The 18,552-nt window shown below is 69.1% G+C and carries 15 protein-coding genes; 9 read left to right on the top strand and 6 right to left on the bottom strand.

Annotated elements, in window-relative coordinates; all coding sequences use genetic code 11:
• The first annotated feature begins 88 nt into the window (after positions 1–88).
• On the top strand, positions 89–1,549 hold the full coding sequence (locus POL67_RS10325; protein ID WP_271917070.1) for a hypothetical protein: 1,461 nt from the start codon (positions 89–91) through the stop codon (positions 1,547–1,549).
• 33 nt (positions 1,550–1,582) lie between these two features.
• Here the strand turns inward: POL67_RS10325 and POL67_RS10330 are convergent, their stop codons facing one another.
• Positions 1,583–2,737, bottom strand: a complete 1,155-nt coding sequence (locus POL67_RS10330) for a hypothetical protein (RefSeq protein WP_271917071.1) — start codon at positions 2,735–2,737, stop codon at positions 1,583–1,585.
• Between the two features lie 106 nt (positions 2,738–2,843).
• Here POL67_RS10330 and POL67_RS10335 point away from each other — a divergent pair, with 106 nt between their 5' ends.
• Together POL67_RS10335 and POL67_RS10340 are read left to right on the top strand one after the other, a co-directional pair.
• On the top strand, positions 2,844–4,580 hold the full coding sequence (locus POL67_RS10335; RefSeq protein WP_271917072.1) for an aldehyde dehydrogenase family protein: 1,737 nt from the start codon (positions 2,844–2,846) through the stop codon (positions 4,578–4,580).
• A gap of 91 nt (positions 4,581–4,671) precedes the next feature.
• Positions 4,672–5,886: a PAS domain-containing protein gene (locus POL67_RS10340; protein WP_271917073.1), complete on the top strand. Its 1,215-nt coding sequence runs from the start codon at positions 4,672–4,674 to the stop codon at positions 5,884–5,886.
• A gap of 9 nt (positions 5,887–5,895) precedes the next feature.
• On the opposite strand, the gene POL67_RS10345 is transcribed toward POL67_RS10340, so the two are convergent.
• The gene (locus POL67_RS10345) at positions 5,896–6,675 is read right to left on the bottom strand and encodes an enoyl-CoA hydratase/isomerase family protein (protein WP_271917074.1); all 780 of its coding nucleotides are present in this window, start codon (positions 6,673–6,675) and stop codon (positions 5,896–5,898) included.
• Positions 6,676–6,760: 85 nt separating this feature from the next.
• On the opposite strand from POL67_RS10345, the gene POL67_RS10350 reads away from it, so the two are divergent.
• From POL67_RS10350 to POL67_RS10360, 3 genes are all read left to right on the top strand, one after another.
• Entirely contained in the window at positions 6,761–7,393 is a 633-nt protein-coding gene (locus POL67_RS10350; protein WP_271917075.1) for a TetR/AcrR family transcriptional regulator, read from the top strand.
• An 11-nt stretch (positions 7,394–7,404) separates the two neighbouring features.
• Positions 7,405–8,712 (top strand): monooxygenase, encoded by a 1,308-nt coding sequence (locus tag POL67_RS10355; protein ID WP_271917076.1) that lies wholly within the window; start codon positions 7,405–7,407, stop codon positions 8,710–8,712.
• Positions 8,713–8,842: 130 nt separating this feature from the next.
• Positions 8,843–11,119 (top strand): ATP-binding domain-containing protein, encoded by a 2,277-nt coding sequence (locus POL67_RS10360; protein WP_271917077.1) that lies wholly within the window; start codon positions 8,843–8,845, stop codon positions 11,117–11,119.
• Here POL67_RS10360 and POL67_RS10365 read toward each other — a convergent pair.
• Together POL67_RS10365 and POL67_RS10370 are read right to left on the bottom strand one after the other, a co-directional pair.
• A complete protein-coding gene (locus POL67_RS10365; RefSeq protein ID WP_271917078.1) occupies positions 11,078–13,420 on the bottom strand; it encodes an ankyrin repeat domain-containing protein in 2,343 nt (780 codons plus the stop codon). The two genes, POL67_RS10360 and POL67_RS10365, sit on opposite strands and share 42 nt — an antisense overlap.
• Before the next feature lie 32 nt (positions 13,421–13,452).
• Positions 13,453–13,986 (bottom strand): hypothetical protein, encoded by a 534-nt coding sequence (locus POL67_RS10370; protein WP_271917079.1) that lies wholly within the window; start codon positions 13,984–13,986, stop codon positions 13,453–13,455.
• Positions 13,987–14,056: 70 nt separating this feature from the next.
• Here POL67_RS10370 and POL67_RS10375 point away from each other — a divergent pair, with 70 nt between their 5' ends.
• The 3 genes from POL67_RS10375 (at position 14,057) to POL67_RS10385 (ending at position 17,238) form a co-directional block, all read left to right on the top strand.
• Positions 14,057–14,566 (top strand): hypothetical protein, encoded by a 510-nt coding sequence (locus POL67_RS10375; protein WP_271917080.1) that lies wholly within the window; start codon positions 14,057–14,059, stop codon positions 14,564–14,566.
• Between the two features lie 33 nt (positions 14,567–14,599).
• Positions 14,600–16,126, top strand: coding sequence for a mechanosensitive ion channel family protein (locus tag POL67_RS10380; protein WP_271917081.1), 1,527 nt, complete (start codon positions 14,600–14,602; stop codon positions 16,124–16,126).
• Positions 16,127–16,203: 77 nt separating this feature from the next.
• On the top strand, positions 16,204–17,238 hold the full coding sequence (locus POL67_RS10385) for an SDR family NAD(P)-dependent oxidoreductase (RefSeq protein WP_271917082.1): 1,035 nt from the start codon (positions 16,204–16,206) through the stop codon (positions 17,236–17,238).
• 34 nt (positions 17,239–17,272) lie between these two features.
• Here POL67_RS10385 and POL67_RS10390 read toward each other — a convergent pair whose 3' ends face one another.
• The gene (locus tag POL67_RS10390; protein ID WP_271917083.1) at positions 17,273–17,710 is read right to left on the bottom strand and encodes a DUF6968 family protein; all 438 of its coding nucleotides are present in this window, start codon (positions 17,708–17,710) and stop codon (positions 17,273–17,275) included.
• Positions 17,711–17,757: 47 nt separating this feature from the next.
• Entirely contained in the window at positions 17,758–18,477 is a 720-nt protein-coding gene (locus POL67_RS10395; RefSeq protein WP_271917084.1) for a hypothetical protein, read from the bottom strand.
• Between the last annotated feature and the right edge of the window lie 75 nt (positions 18,478–18,552).

Below are 18,552 nucleotides of genomic sequence, written 5' to 3' on the forward strand. Positions count from 1 at the left end.
CAGCAAGCAATCCGGTGTCGCCTTGGGTCGAATGGAAACGAGCCCTCGAGATTTTAACCTTCCACCCCTCCTGGGTGACGAAGCCGCCATGACCAAGCACATCCCTCTCCTTTTCCTCGGCCTCACCCTCGCCGCCTGCGGTTCCTCCGGCTCCGGCACGCCCGGGGGCTCGGGCGGCGCCGGCGGCCAAGGCCAAGGCGGCGCGGGCGGCTCCGGCCAAGGCGGCTCCGGTGGCGCGCCCGTCGATTTCGTCGCGGCGCTCGAAGCCGACAGCTTCTCCGTGCGCGAAGGAACGTTCAAGCTCCTCGACCTCGCCGATTGCTGCGGCGAGGGCAAATCCTGCGCAGGAAACAATCCGTCGAGCCCCTATGCCGCGTATTACCTCCCCCGCGCTCCTGGACAAACCACGCCGAACCCCGAGGAGGACGCGGGCGGGCTCGCCAATACCTACCGCCTCCGCGCGGACGAGGCCGTGGTATGGCTCGGGGAAACGCCGCCGTCGGTCGCTTACTTCGGATTCACCGATTACCTCATGGCCCGCGACGACGGCACCGGCACGAACACGCGCACGCCGGTCTTCGCGAGCCTCGCCGAGACGCTCAACATCGGCGTGATCGGCGTCGACGGGCCCATGGACGGCGTCAAGTACGGCCGCCGCGCGCTCGTCGTGCACACGCCCAACGCCGCCATCGGCGAGCGCGTGAAGAAGGCGGCCATCGCGTCCGGCATCCCCGCCTCGGCCGTGAACATCGCGCCCATCGATTCCATGAACACGCACCTCGGGCTCGAGGAGACCGACGATACGTTCGGTGTCCTCTTCCGCTCCGCGATCTTCGAGGACGCGGCCGCCGGAGACGCCTGGTTGAACGCGCCGCCGGTCACGGTGTATCGGTTGACCCCCTCCACGCCGCCCGTCGCGGCCGAGCCTTATGGGAAAGCGACGCCGCGACCCAAGGACGCGACGAACGACGAGAACCCGACCTACGCCGCGGCCGCCGCGGAGCTCGAGCAAGCGATCCTCGCGGCGTATGCAGGCACGCATGACGCGACGATCGAGACCATGACGGAAGGGACGCCCGATCCGTATGCCTGCATCGCCGGGGAGAAGAGCTGCGCCGGCGACAATCGCGACACGATTTATCCGGCCACGGGGCCCTTCCTGTGGCCCGTGAATGCGAAAGACTTCATCATCGTCCACGGGGTCGACCATTCGCAGACGGGCAAAGCGACGTACGCGAATGCAAGCGTGTACGCGCTCCAGCACCTCGTCGGGGTCGCCGCCGTCTCGAGCAAGAGCTGGAAAGGCAGCGCAGCGAAGTACCTGCCGAACCACCCGCTCGTGGACAAGCTCTACGCTTACAAGATCGCGCAAACCTGCAATGGCGAGGCGTTTTGCCTCGAGGTCCCGGACGCGCCGTGCCCGAACGGCATTGCACCGGGCAGCGTCGCGGTCATCGCGTTTCGCGCCTACCTCGAGCCCGGCACGAATACCGCGCCGAACCCCGCCTTGCTCGTGCCCGACGGGGTCCTGCGGTTCAAGACGAAATGAGGATCGGCGTCGGACCCGTGATCGGCGGATCGCTCAGAACGTCACACCGAGCCCGAACGTCCCCAAAATCTGAATCGCGCCTTCCTTGTCGTAAAACGTCACCCCCACGCTCGGGAAGCGTGGATCCTTCGACTCCGCAATGACCGTGACCGGATCGGCCAGCGCCACGCCGATGCCGATGCCGCCGGAGAGCGAGAATCCGCCGTCGCGCGTGAAGACCGTGGTGTTGCCGATCATGCCGCCGAGGATCATCGAGCTCACGTTTTGCGTCGCGCTCACGTTCGTGAGCTGCGGGTGTGTCACCGTCGCGTCGAAGCTCTCGTAGCCGACGTGGCCCTTGAGCCAGAAGCCACGCAGCGCCTTGCCCTCGAAATACACGCCGATGTCGCCGGCCAGCGCCCAGCCGCTCGCGTCGAGGTTTTCCGTGGGCGAACCCCAGATCCACGTCGGCGAGATTTGCAGCGCGATCGGGCCCCACACGGCGACCTCCGCCTCGAAGCTCAGGCGCCGGAAGAGCAGGTCGAAGGGGTTCACGCGCGCCGACCAGCGACAGCATTTCGGCGGCGGCGGCGGCGGAGGCGGCGTCGGGCCCGTGCCCGCCGCGTTCGGATATCCGGCCGGCGGCGGATACCCTTGTGGATAGCCCTGCGGATAGCCCTGCGGATAGCCCTGCGGGTACCCCTGCTGCGGATACCCCGGTTGCTGTTGCGGGTAACCCGGCTGCTGCTGCGGGTAACCCGGCTGCTGCTGCGGATACCCCGGCTGCTGTTGCGGGTAACCCGGTTGCTGCTGCGGGTAGCCCGGTTGTTGCTGCGGATACCCCTGCGGATATTGTTGCGGATATCCCGGCTGCTGCTGCGGGTAGCCCGGCTGTTGCTGCGGGTACCCTTGTGGATATTGCTGCGGATATCCCGGTTGCTGCGGAGGATACCCCGGCTGCTGCGGCGGGTAGCCGGGCTGCTGCGGCGGCGTGCCCTGCGGCGGTTGTCCTTGCGGCGGTTGTCCTTGCGGCGGCGTGCCCTGTTGCGGCGGTTGTCCCTGCGCCGGCGGAGGCGGCGGGGTCGGGAGCGCGGTGGGGGCTGTCGCCGTCCCCGGGGGGGAAGGCTGCTGCGCCGGCGCGGCCGCGGTCACGCTGAGCGCCGCGGTGACCGTGGCGAGCAAGATCCAAGGCGAAGAACGACGTGCCATCGTCTGCGAATGTACCGGAGCCCGGCCCCACGCGCCACGATACAAGCAACGCGCCAGCGTGTTCGGGTCGAATCCCTCGGCCGCCTGGGCTACCCTCGCGCCCCTCATGACCGTCAGCGTCGCCGAAGACCGCCCCGTGTCCCGCGTGGAGCCCAGCCACAACGACCTCGACCGCGCCCTCGCCGAGCTCGGTGACAGCGCCCGCGCCTTCGCGCGTTTGCCCCCGCGGGACAAGGCCCGGCTCCTGCGCGAGGAGGTCCTGCCGCGCGTCGAGGCCGCCGCCCTGCGAATGGTCCAGGCGAGCTGCCTCGAAAAAGGCATCGACCCCGCCGCCCCCATCGCCGGCGAGGAGTGGCTCGCCGGCCCCTGCACCATCGCGAGCAACGTCGCCGCCCTCGCCGACGCCCTCGACCAGATCGCCGCGCGCGGCGCGCCCCGCCTGCCCTTCCGCGCCGTCCGTGAAGACGACGGCCGCACGAAGGTCCGCGTCTTCCCCATGCGCGGCTCGGACGGCGCGCTGCTCTCGGGGTTCACCTGCGACGTACACCTCGAACGTGGCGTCCGCCGCGCCGATGTCCGCGCCGAGCAGGCCGCGTTTTACCGGCAAGCCGACCCCGAGGGCGGCGTCTCGCTCGTGCTCGGCGCGGGCAACGTCGCGAGCATCGGGCCGATGGATACGCTGCACACCCTCTTCAACGAGGGCCGTGTCGTCCTCCTGAAGACGAGCCCGGTCAACGCGTACCTCGGGCCGATCCTCGAAGACATGCTCGCGCCGCTCGTCTCGCGCGGGTTCGTCCGGATCGTGCACGGCGGGCCGGAGGTCGGCAGCTACCTCGCGTCGCATCGCCTGGTCTCGCATGTGCACATCACGGGCTCGCAGCACACGCACGACATCATCGTGTGGGGCAAACCCGGGGCGGAGCAGGACGCCCGGCGCGCGGCGAACGATCCCGTCCTGAAGAAGCCCATCACCTCGGAGCTCGGCAACGTGAGCCCCGTCGTCGTCGTGCCGTACCTCTACGCCGAGGACGAGCTCTGGTTCCAGGCACGCAGCATCGCCACGCAGATCGTCAACAACGCCTCGTTCAACTGCAACGCCGCCAAGATGCTCGTCCTCGCCCGCGGCTGGGCGCAGCGGGACCTGTTCCTCGACAAACTCCAGCAGGCCCTCGGCGAGGTTCGCCCGAGGAAGGCGTATTACCCGGGCGCGCCGCTGCGCCACGCTTCGCTCGTGAAGGGGCACGACCACGTCCGCTTGGTCGGCGAGGCGAGCCCCGGGACCTTGCCCTGGACGATGATCACCGATCTCGACGCGGCGGACGCGCGCGAGCCGCTGTTTTCGACCGAGCCCTTCTGCGGCATCGTCAGCGAGGTGTCGGTCGGCTCCCAGGATCCGGCCGAGTTCCTCGCCGCCGCGACGCGCTTCTGCAACGAAACCCTTTGGGGCACGCTCTCCGCGTCGATCGTTTGTCCGAACATTCTGGAAGAAGATCCTGTCGTCGGGGCTGCCTTGGAGCGTGCCATCGACGAGCTCCGTTATGGCGCCGTCGCCGTGAATCACTGGCCCGGCCTGGTGTACGGGACCGTCACGGCGCCCTGGGGGGGTCATCCGAGCGTGACGCTCGCCGACGTGAAGAGCGGCATCGGATTCGTCCACAACACCGTCATGCTCGGGCGTATCGAGAAGGCGGTTCTTCGGGGACCGCTGAAGACGTTTCCACGGCCACCCTTCTTCTACGATCACCGCAATATGGCCGTCACGGCGGAGCGGCTGCTTCGGTATTATGCCCGCCCTGGATGGGGGCGTATCCCGGCTGTCGCAATGGCGGCGTTGCGCGGTTGACACTTTTCTTCGCGCACGATTTCGCGCTGGTTGGTCTTGACCTGGGTCTACCCCGCGGTTGAGATGGATCTCGGACCCGCGTGCCATTTGTATGACGACGCATCGAGATCCCAGTGCCGAGCGATTTTTCCGTTTCCAGTCCGCTCCCTGCCTCGAAGTGGATTTCGACGGGGGGATCGTCTGCGCGAACCCGGCGTTTTGTCAGGTCGCCGGGCGGAGCGAGGACGAGCTCCAAGCCGCGGGGCTCGTCGCGCTCTTCGCGCCGGACGCCCGCGTGGAGGCGTCGGCGGCGCTCGCGCGCGGGACGACACGGGACATCGTTTCCTTTGATCTCCCGCTCGTGCGGCCCGAGGGAGATCTGCGCTGGCTCGAATGGCGCGGGGTCTCCTTCGCCGAACATCGGCTCTTCCGCATTGTCGCGCACGACGTGACCGCGCTCTGGCGCGCGGAGGCCGAGGCGCGGGAGCGGGAGCGGTTCCTCGGCACGCTGCTCGGGAACCTGCAGGGCATGGTCTACCGGTGTCGCAACGACGAACGGTACACCATGGAGTTCGTGAGCGCGGGTTGTGAGCTCATCTGTGGGTACAAGGCCGACGAGCTGGTCGGCGAGGCCGCTGGGGTCTCGGTCGCCGCCCTCATCCACCCGGAGGACACCGAGCGCGTGTGGGGCGAAATTCATGCGGCGGTCGCAGCACGTATCCCCTACAGCCTGAAATATCGCATCTTTCCAAAATCCGGTGAGCTGCGATGGGTGGAGGAGGAGGGGCGCGGCGTATTCGACGCGTCGGGCGCGCTCGTCGCGCTCGAGGGGTTCATCACGGACGTGACGGCGCGCATGAAGGCGAAGCAGGAGATCGAGGACAAGCTCCGCGTCATCGCCGAGCAAAAGGAGCAGATCCAGCACCTCTCGTTACCGATCATCGAGGTATGGGACGGCGTGATCACGCTCCCCGTGGTGGGCGTGCTCGACGATCAGCGCGCCGAGCGAATCATGCAGGGATTGCTCGATACCGTGGTGCGGACGCAGAGCCAGCACGTGATCATCGATCTCACGGCGGTGGAGGAGGTCGACGGGGCCGTGGCCGAGCACATCGTGCGCATCCTGCGGGCCGTGCAGCTTCTTGGCGCCGACGGCGCGCTTTCGGGCATTCAGCCGAAGGTGGCGCAGGCGCTCGTCTCGCTTTCGGCCGACCTCGGCGGCACGCGCATGTGGCCGGATCTGCGCGCCGCGCTGCGCGCCTGCATGCGCGTGCCGGCGCGGGCGGCGGGCGCGCGGCCGCGGGGACGGACCGCGGGAAACGCGTGAATCGCGGATTCAGCGACCGGAGAAGGCAGGCTTTCGTTTCTCGCTCGCGGCCTTGAGGCCTTCGCCGAGATCCTCGCTCGCATAACTCACGGCCTGCTCGTAGGCCTCGCGGTCGAGGGCCTCAGCGAGCGCGCCGCGGTGAATGCCGAGGGATCGTTTCAGCGCGTGCACCACGAGCGGGGCTGATTCCGCGATCTGCGCGGCGAGCTCGGCGGCGCGGGGGCGCACGCGATCGCCGGGGAGCGCTTCGAGGGCCATGCCCCAGGCGGCGGCGTCGCGCCCCGTGAAGCGGCGGCCGGTGAGCAGAAGCTCCGCGGCGCGCTCGGCGCCCGCGCGGCGTGGAACGAGGTACGTCGCGCCCATCCCCGGGTGCAGGCCGAGCGAGGCGAAATTCAGCGCGAGCCGGCTGTCTTCGTCGACGACGACGAGGTCGGCGGCGAGCGCGACGCAGAGCCCCGCGCCGATCGCCGGGCCCCGCACGGCCGCGACGACGGGCACATCGAGTTCCGTGATCGACAGATACCGATGGTAAAACCCGAGCATGAAGGCCCGCGCCTCCGCGAAGCTCGCGGCGCGCAGGCGTTCGAGCATGGCGAGGTCGCCGCCCGCGGAAAACGCGTCGCCCGCGCCCGCGAGCACGACGGCGCGCACGGAGGCATCACGCGAGATCTCGCGGACGCGCGCGGCGAGTGCGTCCCCGAGTTCGGGGCTCATGGCGTTTTTGCGGCGGGCGTCGTCGAGGACGAGCGTGGCGACGGCGCCGTCGCGTTCGAGGTGGACGTCGGGCATGCGAGGCCTCTAACACGAGAGAACATGCACTCGGCGTGCAAAAAAACTACTTGCACCATGAGTGCATATAGGTAGAGTGGTCCTCGTGACCCACGCGAAGGAGCCCGCCACGCAGACGCAGGCCGATGGGCGACACGCGCGGGCCGAGCGCACGCGGGAGGCGATCGTGGAGGCGCTGCTCGCGCTGCTTTCAGAGGGCGTCGTGCGTCCTTCGGCCGAGCAAATCGCCGAGCGCGCGGGGGTGTCGCGGCGGGCGATCTTCAACCATTTCACGGACCTCGACGACCTGCTCGCGTGTGCGGCGCGGCGCCGGATGGAGACGGTCATGGCGCTCTGGCCGAAGCTCTCGCGGGAGGGGACGGCGGCGGAGCGGGCGCGAGCCCTCGCCGAGGGGATTTGTCGGTTCCACGAGCTCGTCGCGCCCGTGCGCCGCGCGGCTGTGCTGTTCTCATACGACTCGGCATTCCTCGCGGGACAGCTCCGCGAGGCAGCGCGCATGCACCGGGCCGCCATTCGCGCGGTGTTCGAGCCCGAGATCGAGGCGGCGCCGGAGGAGATGCGGGGCGTGCTGCTCGGGGGTCTCGCGGCGGCGGCGAGTTTTTTGATGTGGGAGGAGCTCCGGAGGAACCAGGAGCTCTCGGTGGACGAGGCCACCCGCGCCGTGTGGATCGAGCTCGAAGGAATGCTCGAGCGCGCGGCGCGGAATCAACCGCGGTAAAGGAGGAGAACATGCTTGCTTTCGACGGCGTCCGGATTGCGTGTGTGCTCGTGGGGCTCGGCGTTGTGGCGGGTTGCACGAATGGTGGAAGCAGCGGCGGGCCGGGCACGCCCGCGGCGGGGGGACCGACGTACCATCGCGACGTGAAGCCGCTCGTCGACACGAAATGCGGAAAATGCCACGCCGAGGGCGGCGTCGGCCCCTTCGCGCTCACGACGTACGAGGAGGTGCAGGCGATGCGCGGGGCCGTCGAGGCCGCCGTCGTGGCGAAAACGATGCCGCCCTGGCCCGCGGACAACGATTGCAACGATTACCTCGGCGATCGCTCGCTCACGGACGAGCAGATCGGCACGATCACGCGCTGGATAGCGGACGGGGCGCCCGAGGGCAACCCCGCGGACGCGCCCGTGCCCGTGGAGGACACCGCGGAGACGCTCTCCCGCATCGACCTCGAATTGCCGATTCCCGAGGCCTACACGCCGAAAATCTCGCCGGACGATTACCATTGCTTCTTCGTCGACTGGCCCGCGCAGGAGACGACGTACATCACGGGCCTCGGCGTCGAGCCCGGCGAGCGGCCGATCGTCCATCACGTCATCGCGTTCGTGGCGAAGCCGGACAAACTCGCGGATTTTCAGGCGCTCGACGACGCCGAGCCGGGCGTCGGCTGGACCTGCTATGGCGGCCCCGGCGGCGGGCCTTCGTCTGCGGGCTGGGTCGGCGCGTGGGTGCCTGGCAGCACCGGCGCCGATTATCCGGAGGGCACGGGCATCGAGATTCCCCCGGGCTCGAAGCTCATCGTGCAAATGCATTACAACACGTTGTCGGCGGCGCCGGTCCCGGATCGGACGAAGATCCTCGTGCGCACGGACAAGACCGTGGAGAAGAAGGCCGCGATCATGCCGTTCACGAAGATCTCCTGGGTCACGCAGCAGACGATGACGCTCCCCGCGCACACGAGCGACATCGTCCACGAGGTCACGGCCGATCCGACGGCGTACTTGAGCCTCGCCACGGGCGGCGCGCTGCCGTCGAACACGCCCGTCAACATTTACAGCGGCGGCTTGCACATGCACACGCGCGGCAAAAGCAGCTCGCTCCAGCTCGTGCGCGGCGGCGCGGAGGAATGCCTCCTCGACATCCCGGACTGGAATTTCCACTGGCAGGGGAGCTATCGCCTGAAGGCGCCCACCCGCTTCGAGCCGGGCGATCAACTCCACCTGAAGTGCACCTGGGACAACCCCGAGATGTACGACATCAACTGGGGCGAGGGGACGAACGACGAGATGTGCCTCGGCACCGTCTACGTCACCGAGTGACGAATCGTCCCCCTCACCAACGCCATACATCTTAGCAAAAACATTCTCGTTTTCAAGTCTTGCTCGAAAGGGGCCTCGCCCGTAGTTTCCGCCTCGCCGGTGACCTTTCCGTCACCCGGCGGGAGGGAGCATGGAAGGTACGGGCGAACGGCCCTTTTCCAGCGAACCCGGGCCTATTGTCGCCGAGGAGCTCCGGCTCCTCGCGCGGACACAAGAGGCCCTCGCAGAGGCGCGAGGCCCTCGCAGAGGCGCGCGGCCGGACGGGGAGGGCCTGCGCGCGCTCCGGGACGAATGGAACACGGCAGGAGAAGAGGATAGGCCGGCGCTGCTCGCGCAAATGCACGAGGAGCGGGCACGGCTTTCGCGGGCGCGCGTGGACACGCTGCCAGATCCGGCGGCGCCTTATTTCGCGCATCTGCGCGTCCGCGTGGCGGGCCGCGTCCGAGACGTGCTGCTCGGCGCGGCGCCGCTGCTCGACGGCAAGCGCGGCGTCACGATCGTGGAATGGCGAAAATCGCCGATCGCCGAGGTGTTTTTCTCGTGCGAGGAGGGCGAGGACTACGAGATCGAGGTGGATGGCCGTGTCATCGAGGGCAAAGTCGAAGAGCGGCGCCTCTTGACGTTCGAGGGCGGGGCGCTCGCGAGCATCACCGTCCCGGGCGGCGTGCTGCTGCACGAGGGGGAGACCTGGCGCTTCGAGCCACGCGCATGGGCCCCGCGGCTCGTGGATCCCACGTCGCCGCGGCGGACGCCGGAGACACGCAATCCGTTCATCACGCTCGACGCCGAGCAGCAGGCCCTCGTCGATCGGGAGCCACGCGCGCCGCTGCTCGTGCTCGGCTCGGCCGGCTCGGGAAAAACCACGGTGGCGCTGCACCGCGTGGCCGCGCTGCGCCAGCGGTTCCCGGAGGTCTTTCCGGCCAAACGTATGCTCGTGCTCGTGCCCGAGCCGGGGCTCCGTCGTTTGTCCGAGCGGATCCTGGAAGGGCTCGCCGTGGAGGGCGTCTTCGTCCGCACGTTCGAGGACTGGATCCGCGCCGAGGCACGCCGCGTGTTTTCGTGGTTGCCGCACCATGAGCCGCCGGATCCGCCGTTCGCAGCGAGCCGCCTCAAGCGGCATCCCGCGCTTTTCGCGGCGATCGATCGGCTGATCGACGAGGGCACGAGCGCGATCGCGCGCAAGCTCGACCGCCTGCTCGGCTTCCGCGGCGCGCTCCGGAAGGCGCTCGAAGCGCGGGACGAGCCCCTCCTGCGAGACCGGCTGCGGGCGATCGAGGCGGGGTTGGCGCGAGAAACGACCGGCGAGAAGGGGCGGCTCCTCCGCGAGGCGCTCGCCGAGGAGCAGGACAAACTCGCGCGGGTGCGGGGGGATCACCGCCGGCTCGTCGGGGATCGGGCGCTGCTCGCGCGCGCGGTCGAGGCGTCGGAGGGCGATCTTCCCGCGGGGATCGTGGAGCAGGTCGCGGCGCACACGAAGCAGCAGCTCGCGATGACGAGCGAGGAGGCCTATGCGCACGTGGACGCGGACAGGCTCGCCACGCTCGATGGGCGGACGCTCGACGCCGGCACGCCCGAGGAGACGTCGGGCACGGTGGACGTGGAGGATTATGCGCTCCTCTTCGAATTGCTCCACCGCCGGACGGGCGCGAGCGCGACGCGGGCCGGAGCGTTGTCGCGATATGCGCACATCGTGCTCGACGAGGCCCAGGAGCTCGCGCCGATCGAGCTCCGCGTGATTGGGCGCGCGCTCGATCCCGAGGGGAGCGTGACGGTGGCCGGGGATGCGGCGCAGCGGATCGATCGGTCGGGCCATTTCCGCTCGTGGGAGGCCGTGATGGAGGCGCTCGCCGTGCGGAGCGAGCCGGCATTCCTGGAGACGTCGTACCGCTCGCCGCGGCCCGTCGTGGAATTTGCCCACGTGATCCTCGGCGCCGACGCGCCCGCGGAGGTGCCGCGCGCGCCGCGGGAAGGCGCGGACGTGCTGCGGACGATCACGGCCGGCGAGGGGCACGCTGCGTCGGTCCTTTGCGAGGCACTGCGGCACTTGCGCGCCGACGATCCCTATGCCTCCGTGGCGGTGATCGCGCGCGACGAGCCTTCCGCGCGGGCCGTGCACGAGGCCGTCTCCCGAGGCATGCCGTGCCGCCTCGTGCGGGACGGGGATTTTTCGTTCGGGCCGGGGATCGAGGTGACCGAGGTCTCCGAGGTGAAGGGGCTCGAGTTCGATTATGTGATCATCCCGGACGCGAGCGCGAAGGTTTGGCCGGACGCTCCCGAGCATCGGCGAGCGCTCCACGTGGCCGTGACGCGCGCGATGCGGCGGGTGTGGATTGTCTCGCCGGGGGAGCCTTCGCCGATCTTGCCTTCAGAAGAGGAGCTTCGCCGCCTCGGTAAGCTCCACCGGTGAAAGGACACGGTTCGCCGGCACCGGCCCGTGGCCGAGCAGGTAATGCAACGCGCGCCGGCCCTTCGTATCGGCCGCGTATTTGTCGGCGCCCGCGTCGAGCAAGAGCCGGATCATCGGCAGCGAGCCACGCGCGGCCGCGTACATGAGCGCGGTGCGCGCGTCGCTCGCGAGCCTGGGATCGTGCGGCTGAAACGTCGTCCGATCCACGGCCGCGCCGCGCTGGAGCAGGAGGCGCGCGGCCTCCACGCGGTCCTGCTGCGCGGCCGCCATGAGCGGGGTTTTTCCGAAATCGTTCGGCGCGTTCGGATCGACCACGAGGTCGAGCTCGCTCTCCTTCCCGGGTTCGACCGAGATCTCCCACAGGACCGGCAGCGCTGCGGGGTTCAGCACCGCCATGTGCACGAGCGGATCCTTGCCCGTGGTCTTCGCGCAGGTCTCGAAGGGCGCGAGGCGCGCGGCGTTTTGGGGCTCGCCGGCCTGGATGAATACGCGGAGCTCCGCGGCCGGCGCGCCGTCCGTGACGAGCTTGCGCAAGGAGCGGCGCGGCGGCGCGTCCCCGCACGAGGCGCCCCAGACGGCCTCGAACAGGCCCACGTGCGCGGCGTGTTTCGCCTGCTTCTCGTCGAGGCCACGGGTCTGATAATGGGCGACGAGCTTCTTCTCCAGGGCCTCGGCGAGGCGGGAGAGCCGGCCGAAGATGGCACGGCTCTCGGGCGTCATGTACGACCAGGTCTCGTAAGGCGCCATGGCCGGCTCGGGTTTGGCGAGGAACTTCTTCGGGTCGACCCGCATCGTCTCCTCTTGCTCCTTGAGCGCGGCCGCCAGCGCGAAGCGGAGCGTGCCGCCGTGGTTGAGGTAGAAGTTGCCGTCGGCCTCGACGCTCGCCTTCGTGTACGCGTCGAGCTCCCGGTCGGGGAAGCCCCGCACGAAGCCGCGCCCCCAGCTACAACCCGAGCGCGGGAGGAAATTGTCGCGGTTGCCCCCGAAGAGCGGCGTCGTTGCTTCGAGGAGCTTCGGCCGCGCGACGAGCACCGCGCAAGGGATGCCATAGAAGGCCGATGATGAATTCGCGGCCCCAGTGGAGGAAGCGACCCGGAGGATCCCGAGCAGGCTCTCGTCCGTGCCATCGTACGCGCGGAGACCAACCGATTCGTCCTTCAGGATGAATTCGTCGTCGCGTTTCTTCGCCGCCGCGCGGCTCATCTTCTCGACCTCGCCGAGGAGGTTCTTGATTTTCGCGTCGCGCGTGGCCGATTGTGCCCGGAACGCGTGCAAGAACAGCGCGTAATCGAGCTTGCCCTCCGTGCTCTTCTTCGCCGCCGCTTCGAGCGGCTTCTCTGCGGCGTCGGGTTTGTCTCCCATGTAGAGGAGCGCCGCGTCGTGATCCCAGGGCTCGGGCGGCGCCGTTGGCTCAGCGGCAGCAAGCTCTTCCTTCGGCGGCTCGGGCTTCTTGGCGAGCACCTCCGCCACATTCGCGGCCGGCTCCTTCGCGAAGCGCTCCATCAGGTCGAAATCGAGCTCCCGGCCCGCGGGCGTGGGGCAGCCGAGGACCGGGCCCGCGGCCTTGTCCAGGCGCTTCGCGGCCCCCTCGACGAGGGCACGACGGCCGAGGATCGTGCGGCAGGGCAGACGCAGCCAATCGCCGTCGCGGTATCGGTCGGTCTCGCGGAGGACGTACCCCTCCGATCGCTTGAAGAGGTCGTAATCGACGTTCCGATAGTCGTCCGCACTCGCGAGCACGAGCGCGGCGTCGACGAGCCGCATCGTGGCCACGAGCTGAGTCATCGTCCCCTCGGGCCCCTTGGCTTTCGCCTTGGCGATCGCCCCGACGCGACGCACGTAATCGGCCGTGTCGCCGTCCTTGGGTTTGCCCCCGTTGCCCTCACGCCGCCCCGCGGCGAGGAGCGCGTCGAGCTTCGATTGCGCCTGCTCGGCCACCGCCGCGAGTTTGTCCGCTGCGCTCGGATCCCCCGCGAGCACGGCCTTGTACGCCCCGACGAGCGCATCGAACGGGTGCGCCTCCACGCCGGGAGGCAATTTCACGGGCTCCTTTCCGTCGGCCACGCGTTCGAGGTTGCCCTGGATGCGCGCGAGGACGCGGCGCGGCTCGTCGTATTCGCCCGGCCGTGGCTCTGGGGGCGCCGCGATGGGCGCGGGCGCGGGCGCGGAGGCCGACGCGGACGGGGCCGGGGGCGTGGGGCCGGTCGCAGGTTTGTCGCAAGCGGCGACGAGCCCCGCGGTGAGGACCCACGTGGACCACGAGGCATACGCGCGTGCGCGAGGGCCGAAGCCGAGCAACATGCCGGCATCGTACACGCCGCTGCGAGCGGATGTCAGCGCCCGACGGCGAACGCGACGAGCGCGGCGAGCGCGACGGCGATCGTCGCGTAGGCAGCGGCCTTCCGGGCGCCGAAGAGCGACGCGGCGACACGAGGTTCGGCGCGCTCGGCGCGCTCGATGCGTGACTCTTCTTCGGGCACGGCGGCCTCGCACCACGTGACGCCCGTGCTCGCGGCGGCGCCCGCGCGCGCTTCGAGGTGGAGCTGCGCGATCCCCACGCCATCCTCGCCAAACGGCCGCAGGATCCGCAGCATGACGCCGCCTTCCATCTCGCTCGGCAGGCGCACGCGCACGAGGCGCGCCGTCGGATCCCCCGGGACGCGGTGGCCTCCGCGCCGACCACACCCGTCGCAGCCGCCGCCGTCGCAGCGGGCGCAGGCGACGCGCGCGGGGATCACGACCTCGATCACGGCGCCGGCCCAGCCGCGCGGCACCTCGATCACGTGCCGCCCGCGTGGCTTGTCGCAGGCGTCGAGCGCGGCAGGATCCAGGACGCGGGAGAGGGCCTCGCCCATCGCCCCATTCATGCCTCGAACCGGCGCCCGGGGGAAGAAAGATCCTGCCGGCCCCCAACCGACCCGATGTATGCTGCGCGCGATGAAGCACGCCGTCGCTTTTTCGATGGTCGCCCTTGGGCTCGGGCTCGCCGCGGGTTGCGGCGCGAAGGTCGTCGTGGACGCGCCGAGCGAGGGGACGGGCGGGGCCGGCGGGGCGAGCCAGTCCTCGTCCGACGGCCCCGCATCCATGACTTCGAGTGTGGGCCCCGGCCCCAGCGTGTCGAGCGTGGGCCCGGGCCCCGGCGGCCCGAGCGTCGTGAGCAGCAGCGTCTCGAGCGGCCCCATGGCCTGCGACAACCAGGGCGATTGCGGGTTTTGTGTCGAGTGCTCGACGAACGGCGCGTGCAACGGGCTGTGGACCAAGTGCCTCGCGGTGCCGGACTGCGAGGGCCTGCTCAATTGCCTGCCGGGCTGCCAGGACCAGGCTTGCTTCAACAAGTGCCTGGAGACGTTCCCCGACGGGCTCGATCTTTACAACGAGACCGCGATCTGCCTCGTTTGCCAGTCCTGTTTCAACGATTGTGACGGGGCGGGCCAGGGCTGCCCCTGAGGGCGCCGCCAGACCGGGTTTTCCTTGCAAAACGTGAGCTCCGACTTCTCCCAGCACGTCGTCCATACCCTCGGCACGGGCGCGATCGGCATTGGCATCGGCGCGGTGGTGCTCCTCCTCTGCGCGCTCGTCCTGCCGGGCGCCGAGCGAAAAGCCACGCTGCGGACGCCGCTCGTGCTGTTTGGGCTGCACATCCTCACCTTGCTCGTCCGGTTGCCTCTGCCGGAAGGGAAGATCGAGCGCGGGCTCGAGGTCCTCGGCCTGTGTTTCCTGCTCTTCTCGCTGGCCCGCGCGCTCTTCGTGCTCGTCGTCGACGGGATCGTCCGCGCGCGCTTGTCGAAGCCGCTGCCGCGGATCATCCGCGACATCGTCCAGGGGCTCGTTTACCTCGGGGCGCTGGCGATCGTGCTGCGCGAGGTGGGCGTCGAGCCCGGCTCCTTGCTCACGACGTCGGCGCTGCTCACGGCCGTGATCGGTCTGTCGCTGCAGGAGACGCTGGGCAACCTCTTCGCCGGGCTTGCGATCCAGGCGCAGAGGCCGTTCGAGGTCGGCGACTGGATCGGGCTCGACGCCGATGTGAAGCTCATCGGCCGGGTGATCGAGATCAACTGGCGCGCGACGACGGTGCTCACGCTGGAGCAAGTCGAGCTCATCATCCCGAACGGCGTGCTCGCGAAGACGACGATCCGCAATTTCACGAAGCCCACGAACATCGCGCGGCGCACGGTGACGGTGCACGCGCCCTACGATGCCTCGCCGCGCGTCGTGGAGGAGGCCCTGCTCCAGTCGATTCAGGAAATCCCCGGCATCCTCTCGCAGCCGCCGCCCGCGGCGCAGACGCGCGGATTCAACGACAATGGCATCGAGTACGTCGTCAATTACTTCATCGAGGATTTCGCGCTGCGCGACCGGATCGACTCCACGGTGCGACACCGGATCTGGCACGCGTTCAAGCGCGCCGGCATCTCCATTCCGTACGGCATGCGCACGGTGCACATGCACGCGGTGACGGCGGAGTCGCGCGCGGAGGAGGCGAAGCAGGACACGGGGCGCCGGAAGGCGGCGCTCAAGGCGGTCGATTTCCTCGCGCCGCTGCCCGAGCCCTCGCTGGAGCGGCTCGCGGGGCTCTCGCGCACGTGCCATTTCATGCCCGGCGAGGCCGTCATTCGGCAGGGCGAGACGGGCAGCGAGCTCTACATCGTGCAGAAGGGCGAGCTCGCGGTGATCGTGGGCCGCGGCGAGGGCGGGAGCGTCGCCGAAGTGGCACGGCTCGGCCCGGGGCAGTTTTTCGGGGAAATGTCGCTCATGACGGGCGAGAAGCGCGCCGCCACGGTGAAAGCGACGACGGACTGCGAGCTCGTCGAGCTGAACAAAGGCGCCTTCCAGGAGGTGCTCGCCGCGGATCCGCGCCTCGTCGAGCAGATCACGCGCTCCCTCGTCGATCGGCAGATCGCCCTGGAGGAGAACCTCTCCGCGCGCGCCTCCCGGAGCACGCGGGCCGAGGCCGAAGCGAAGAGCTCGGCGCTGCTCGCCAAGATCCGCCAGTTTTTCCAGTTGTAACATTGCATGGACGACCGGGTCTGAGCGCCCGTTCGTCGTGGTACGCGGTTTGCCCCTCGAAAGCCAGGGGGGGAGCCGTGGCGCGATTTCTACACGGGCGCATGTCGCGGATGGCCGCGCTGGCCGGGCTGTCGGTGCTGGGTTTGTCGATCGGCTGGCTCGCTCGGCGGGCGCGCGCCATTCGCCTCGAAGGCAAGGTCGCGGTCGTGACCGGCGGGTCGCGCGGGCTCGGGCTGCTCATGGCCGAGGAGTTCGTCCGGCAGGGGGCGCACGTCGCGATCTGCGGGCGGGACGCGGAGGCCGTGGATCGTGCGACGCGGCTCTTGCTCAGCCGGCACGGCGCGGACGTGCTCGGCGAGGCGCGTGACCTCGGCAAGGCGGAGGATGCGGCTGCGTTCGTGGAGAGCGTGGTGTCGCGGTTCGGGCGTATTGACGTGCTCGTGAACAACGCGGGCGTGATCCAGGTGGCGCCGCTCGACATGATGGACACGGCGAAAGTCGACGAGGCGATGCGCTCGAATTTCTGGAGCGCGGTGCACATGACGTTCGCGGCGCTGCCGCACCTCGGGCCGGACGCGCGGATCGTGAACGTGACCTCGGTCGGCGGGCGCGTGCCGCTGCCGCACATGCTCGGCTACACGGCCTCGAAATTCGCGATGGTGGGTTTTTCGGAGGCGATCGCCGCCGAGCTTCGGGCGCGTGGGACGAAGGTGACGACGGTGGTGCCGGGGCCGATGCGGACGGGCTCGTTCTACAATGCGGAGTTTCTCGGGCGGCAAAAGGAGGAGTTCGCCTGGTTCAGTGTGCTCTCGTCGTTGCCGCTGCTCTCGATTGACGCGCGGGTCGCGGCCGCGCGCATCGTGCGCGCAGCGCGGGAAGGGCGACGCGAGGTGCACCTCGGGCTCGTGGGGCGGATCTTGCCGGTCCTGCATGGCCTCATGCCGCGGTTGTTCGGGATGATCTCCACGGCGATCGCGCGCATGTTGCCGCCGCCGGGTCACAGCGAGGAGCGGTGGAGAGGCCGGGAGATCAATACGACGTTGCCCGGGTCGCTCCTGCTGGAGCTCGGCAATCGCGCGGCGCGGGAGAACAACGAGGAGCCGCCGGTCTAGACCCGCGCGCCCGCGCTCGTCCGTTCTCCAAGACTCATTTCGTTCGTGGCTTCGCCCGCGCCTTCGTTGCCGCCTTGCGTCGAGCCTTGCGACGCTCGATGAGCTCGCGAAAGAGACGGGCGCGCTCCTCCATCTCCGCTTCAATCATTTTTTCAAGGTGTTGTTGAAAACCGAGGCCATATGCGGAGGGTACAGCCATCTGAAACCCAGTGTCATTTTCCTCAGCCCCCTCCAGCTCCCATCGAAGCGGAATTCCGCTCTGCACGAGCTTGCTGCGAATGCCACTCAAGGCATTCTGGATGGCCCCCATCGAATCTTCGCTGTAACCAAATTGAATCGATTCGTCGCCAAGCCCCAGGATGATGAACGGGCATTTCCAGGGCCCGACGCCAGGGGGCCATACAGGAACACCGATGCGGACCACCACGATGCCCCCGACGGCATCACGCCGCTCGAGACGGCGCTCGGCCATCCAGCGCGTTCCTTTGGTTCTCGAGGTGATCTTTTTAGGCTTGGACATTACCACCTCCCGAATTTCTCGTTGCACCAACCGCGCTTTTCCTGTTCGCTTTCATTCACTAGACTCCAGCACCTCTCACGGGCGCGGGGATTGGGGATCGAATTGCACAAGTTCTGCCAAAGCACACCGCCGGCCGCGGCAGCATCAAGGCAGTTATTCAGGTTCGGCTTGGGCCGCTTCCGAGCCGCCTCCGCAATCTCCGACTTGCCAATCTCCACCGACGCGGCGACCACGACGACGATGGGGCCCGCTTCGATGATGAGGTCGGCGAGGGCGATCGCCACGGCCACGAGCACCCCGGGGTTGCCGACGAGCCCACGCTCGGCCGCCGTCTGCCCGTGCGTAGAAGCGGGCGACTCGGGCAGGCGCAGTCCGCGCAGCCTGACGAGTTCCTCCGGGAGGGTCATGCCTCGCAGCGCGATTCGCGTACACCCCGCGAGATCCGCGTGGGGCACGCCCTTCGACGCCACATCGACCACGCCGCCCTCTTCATCGACCGTCACGGTATAGTCGAACGTGTAGTACCCCCGGGGAAGGTCGCCACCGAACTCCTCCACGCACGCGCGCAAGCGCTCCGCGGTGGCGTCGGGGACCCGCGGGCGGTCGTCCGGCTGCGCGGGATGGAGGATCTTGGCCGCGCAACCGAGGGGCACGAGCGCCGCCGTCGCGCAACCGAGGACCCCGAACGAGAGGACGTTCCGCAGGCGTGGAGACGTCATCGCCCAAGGCGATCAGACACTTCGGATCCTGTCAACGTGGCGTGTGTCTGCCCTCACGTCCGACGGGCTGGACAT

The organism is Polyangium mundeleinium (assembly GCF_028369105.1).
Lineage (GTDB): Bacteria > Myxococcota_A > Polyangia > Polyangiales > Polyangiaceae > Polyangium > Polyangium mundeleinium.

Coding starts and splice junctions, on each gene's coding strand:
- POL67_RS10395 (WP_271917084.1), bottom strand. CDS start 18,477: ATGACGTCTCCACGCCTGCGGAACGTCCTCTCGTTCGGGGTCCTCGGT.
- POL67_RS10345 (WP_271917074.1), bottom strand. CDS start 6,675: ATGCCCGACGTCCACCTCGAACGCGACGGCGCCGTCGCCACGCTCGTC.
- POL67_RS10325 (WP_271917070.1), top strand. CDS start 89: ATGACCAAGCACATCCCTCTCCTTTTCCTCGGCCTCACCCTCGCCGCC.
- POL67_RS10340 (WP_271917073.1), top strand. CDS start 4,672: ATGACGACGCATCGAGATCCCAGTGCCGAGCGATTTTTCCGTTTCCAG.
- POL67_RS10335 (WP_271917072.1), top strand. CDS start 2,844: ATGACCGTCAGCGTCGCCGAAGACCGCCCCGTGTCCCGCGTGGAGCCC.
- POL67_RS10365 (WP_271917078.1), bottom strand. CDS start 13,420: ATGTTGCTCGGCTTCGGCCCTCGCGCACGCGCGTATGCCTCGTGGTCC.
- POL67_RS10370 (WP_271917079.1), bottom strand. CDS start 13,986: ATGAATGGGGCGATGGGCGAGGCCCTCTCCCGCGTCCTGGATCCTGCC.
- POL67_RS10355 (WP_271917076.1), top strand. CDS start 7,405: ATGCTTGCTTTCGACGGCGTCCGGATTGCGTGTGTGCTCGTGGGGCTC.
- POL67_RS10360 (WP_271917077.1), top strand. CDS start 8,843: ATGGAAGGTACGGGCGAACGGCCCTTTTCCAGCGAACCCGGGCCTATT.
- POL67_RS10390 (WP_271917083.1), bottom strand. CDS start 17,710: ATGGCCGAGCGCCGTCTCGAGCGGCGTGATGCCGTCGGGGGCATCGTG.
- POL67_RS10330 (WP_271917071.1), bottom strand. CDS start 2,737: ATGGCACGTCGTTCTTCGCCTTGGATCTTGCTCGCCACGGTCACCGCG.
- POL67_RS10375 (WP_271917080.1), top strand. CDS start 14,057: ATGAAGCACGCCGTCGCTTTTTCGATGGTCGCCCTTGGGCTCGGGCTC.